Origin of the sequence: uncultured Methanobrevibacter sp. (genome assembly GCF_937906425.1) — an archaeon.
Classification (GTDB): Archaea; Methanobacteriota; Methanobacteria; order Methanobacteriales; family Methanobacteriaceae; genus Methanobrevibacter.
In genome coordinates, this window is record NZ_CALCYR010000106.1 from 1 (window position 1) to 2,424 (window position 2,424).

Genomic DNA, 2,424 nt, shown 5'->3' on the forward strand with positions numbered 1-2,424 from the left:
AAACAATTAAAGAAAAAAACAAATTAAACTAAAAATATATTAGAATTGAAGAAAAACAATTAAAGAAAAAAACAAATTAAACTAAAAATATATTAGAATTGAAGAAAATATTTAATATTGTAATTAATTTTAAAAATAGGGAATAAAATGAAATCTTCCATAAGAAAAAAAGATTATTTTAAAATTTATCAAATGACAGAGAATGTCAGTCCTCTTGGAGACTTTGACTGTGGAAGCCTCTGCAATTCCATTTGCTGCACTGTCGAAAACAAGGACAAGGACAACATAATGCTTGATATGGTATTATACCTATTGCCCGGTGAAGAGGAATTATATTCAGAAGATGACTGGTTTGAAATGTATTATGAAACAACTGATGAATATGAATATCCAGACTCTTGGGATGGAGAGGTTTATTACATCAAATGTACCAATCCTCCACACTGCAATAGAAAATTAAGACCTATTCAATGCAGATCATTTCCATTAAGTCCACATATTGACAATGAAGACAAACTTCACTTGATTTATGACGAAGATGACATGACCTATCAGTGTCCAATAATAAGTGAAAAGAGAGAATTGGATGAAAAATTCATAAAAACAATTTATAAGATGTGGAAAAAGCTAAGTAAAGACAAATTAATCTATGATTTGATTAAGATGGACTCTGAAAATAGGGAAAAGAACAATATTGATTATGAAATTGTTTATTAAAATTCCTTCTTTAAATAAAAAAACAATTTTGAGTTTTAATTTATTAAAAAAAAGTTTAAAATTAGTTTAAATAAAAAATAAATATAAAATAATTTTTAAAAAATAAAAATAAAAATAAAACCTAAAAAATAAAAATAAGGTAAAATAATTTAATTTTACCAGTTATATCCATAATAAGCTGCATCATCGAAGGAATCATCAAATGAATCATCATAAACATCTGATTCCCAATCATATTCCGTACTGTGATAAGGGATATAATCCCATTGATTAGTGGAAGCTAGGATATTGCTAAGTTTAGGTCCCTTTACTGCAATGTAAGAAAAATCATCATCTGATGCAAAAACAAAATATTTTACACCATTCTTTTTAGCATAAAACCCAACAACATTGGAAATCTTAGTCTTCTTTAATTTTATTCCATTAATGGTAAAATAATCATAAGTGTCCAAGAGATTCTTGTTGAATTTCAGGGAATGCTTGTTCAAGGTAATGTTAATGAAATATTTTCCTCTTTTGAAATTGGCATAATCTGCTCTATTTGCATCATCCCAACCTTCAGACACAAGTTTATATGAATCCGGCACATTATAGCAGACCCCTCGAATATAATAGTTAGAATATCCCTTAGGAGCATCACTTGCTGCAGACAGATTATCTGAATATACTAAACTAGTATTCAATATTGCTATTGCAATAAAAATTGCTAAAATCAATCTAATTCTTTTTTCTTTATTCATTTTAACCCCCTTTTATGTAAATTCTTATTTTTAATTAAAATAGCATGAAAATAAATAATTAAAATTTCATCATTGAAAAAAATAATAAATAAGTTTTAAACATCATAAATTAAAGAAAAAATAATAAATAATCCATAAAATTCTTCAATTGAATAAATAATAAACTAAAAACTATTTCTCAAGCAATCTTGCATTAATTACATTATATGTTCCGCTGTCCAAATGCCAGTTCTTTTCAGCTTCAATTATTTCAATTCTCTTATTGAAGATAGGACCATCAATTACAAGGGTTTCAGCCTCTCCCCCTTCAAATGCAAGATGCAAATAAGTTTTTTCACTTATCTTTTCAAGTTCCAACAATGCTTGCCTGTCAATTAATCTGCCTAACCATTTTTCATCAAGGCCTTCTGCAAAGACACCGCTGATAATTACCTTAAATCCTGAATCCAATACCAATTCCATATATTCCTTTGGATCCTTATGCCAATATGGAGAAATGGCTTGAATTCCAACCTCATCAGCCAATTTTTCAATTCTTGACTTTTGATAGGTTGAAAATAATGCTCCTGTATAAATTGCCTCTATTCCAAGTTCCTTCAATTTATAGAATGCATCCAATAAATCATCCAGTTCCTTTTCCTTTTCGCCCTTGGTTTTAGCTTCAATAATTGGAATTCCAACTGCCTCTGAAATCAAGTCAGTCAAATGAATATTTGGAACATGAAACATGTATGATTCATCATTTTCAGACTTCATTGAAAGAAGATACTTAACATCATCTCCAGAATTTATAGCATAATTCAAGGCCATTACACTATCCTTACCACCAGAAAACAATACAGCAGATTTCATTTATACACCAATTTTATCATTTTTGATTTTATAATTTATTGACAATTTGATTGGATATTTTTTAATTAAATTATATCTTATTGGTCTTGTAGAAACCCTCATTTTACACTTGAAA

At 28.0% G+C, this 2,424-nt stretch carries 3 protein-coding genes; 1 reads left to right on the forward strand and 2 read right to left on the reverse strand.

Annotated elements, in window-relative coordinates:
- Positions 1–147 precede the first annotated feature (147 nt).
- Positions 148–717, forward strand: coding sequence for a hypothetical protein (locus tag Q0138_RS02790; protein WP_297980616.1), 570 nt, complete (start codon positions 148–150; stop codon positions 715–717).
- A gap of 155 nt (positions 718–872) precedes the next feature.
- Here Q0138_RS02790 and Q0138_RS02795 read toward each other — a convergent pair whose 3' ends face one another.
- Both Q0138_RS02795 and Q0138_RS02800 read right to left on the reverse strand, forming a co-directional pair.
- Positions 873–1,457 (reverse strand): hypothetical protein, encoded by a 585-nt coding sequence (locus tag Q0138_RS02795; protein ID WP_297980619.1) that lies wholly within the window; start codon positions 1,455–1,457, stop codon positions 873–875.
- A 171-nt stretch (positions 1,458–1,628) separates the two neighbouring features.
- Entirely contained in the window at positions 1,629–2,309 is a 681-nt protein-coding gene (locus Q0138_RS02800; protein WP_297980621.1) for a TIGR00289 family protein, read from the reverse strand.
- Between the last annotated feature and the right edge of the window lie 115 nt (positions 2,310–2,424).

Excerpts from the sequence above, each read along its gene's own strand:
- Q0138_RS02790 (WP_297980616.1), top strand. The coding sequence starts at position 148 with ATGAAATCTTCCATAAGAAAAAAAGATTATTTTAAAATTTATCAAATG.
- Q0138_RS02795 (WP_297980619.1), bottom strand. The coding sequence starts at position 1,457 with ATGAATAAAGAAAAAAGAATTAGATTGATTTTAGCAATTTTTATTGCA.
- Q0138_RS02800 (WP_297980621.1), bottom strand. The coding sequence starts at position 2,309 with ATGAAATCTGCTGTATTGTTTTCTGGTGGTAAGGATAGTGTAATGGCC.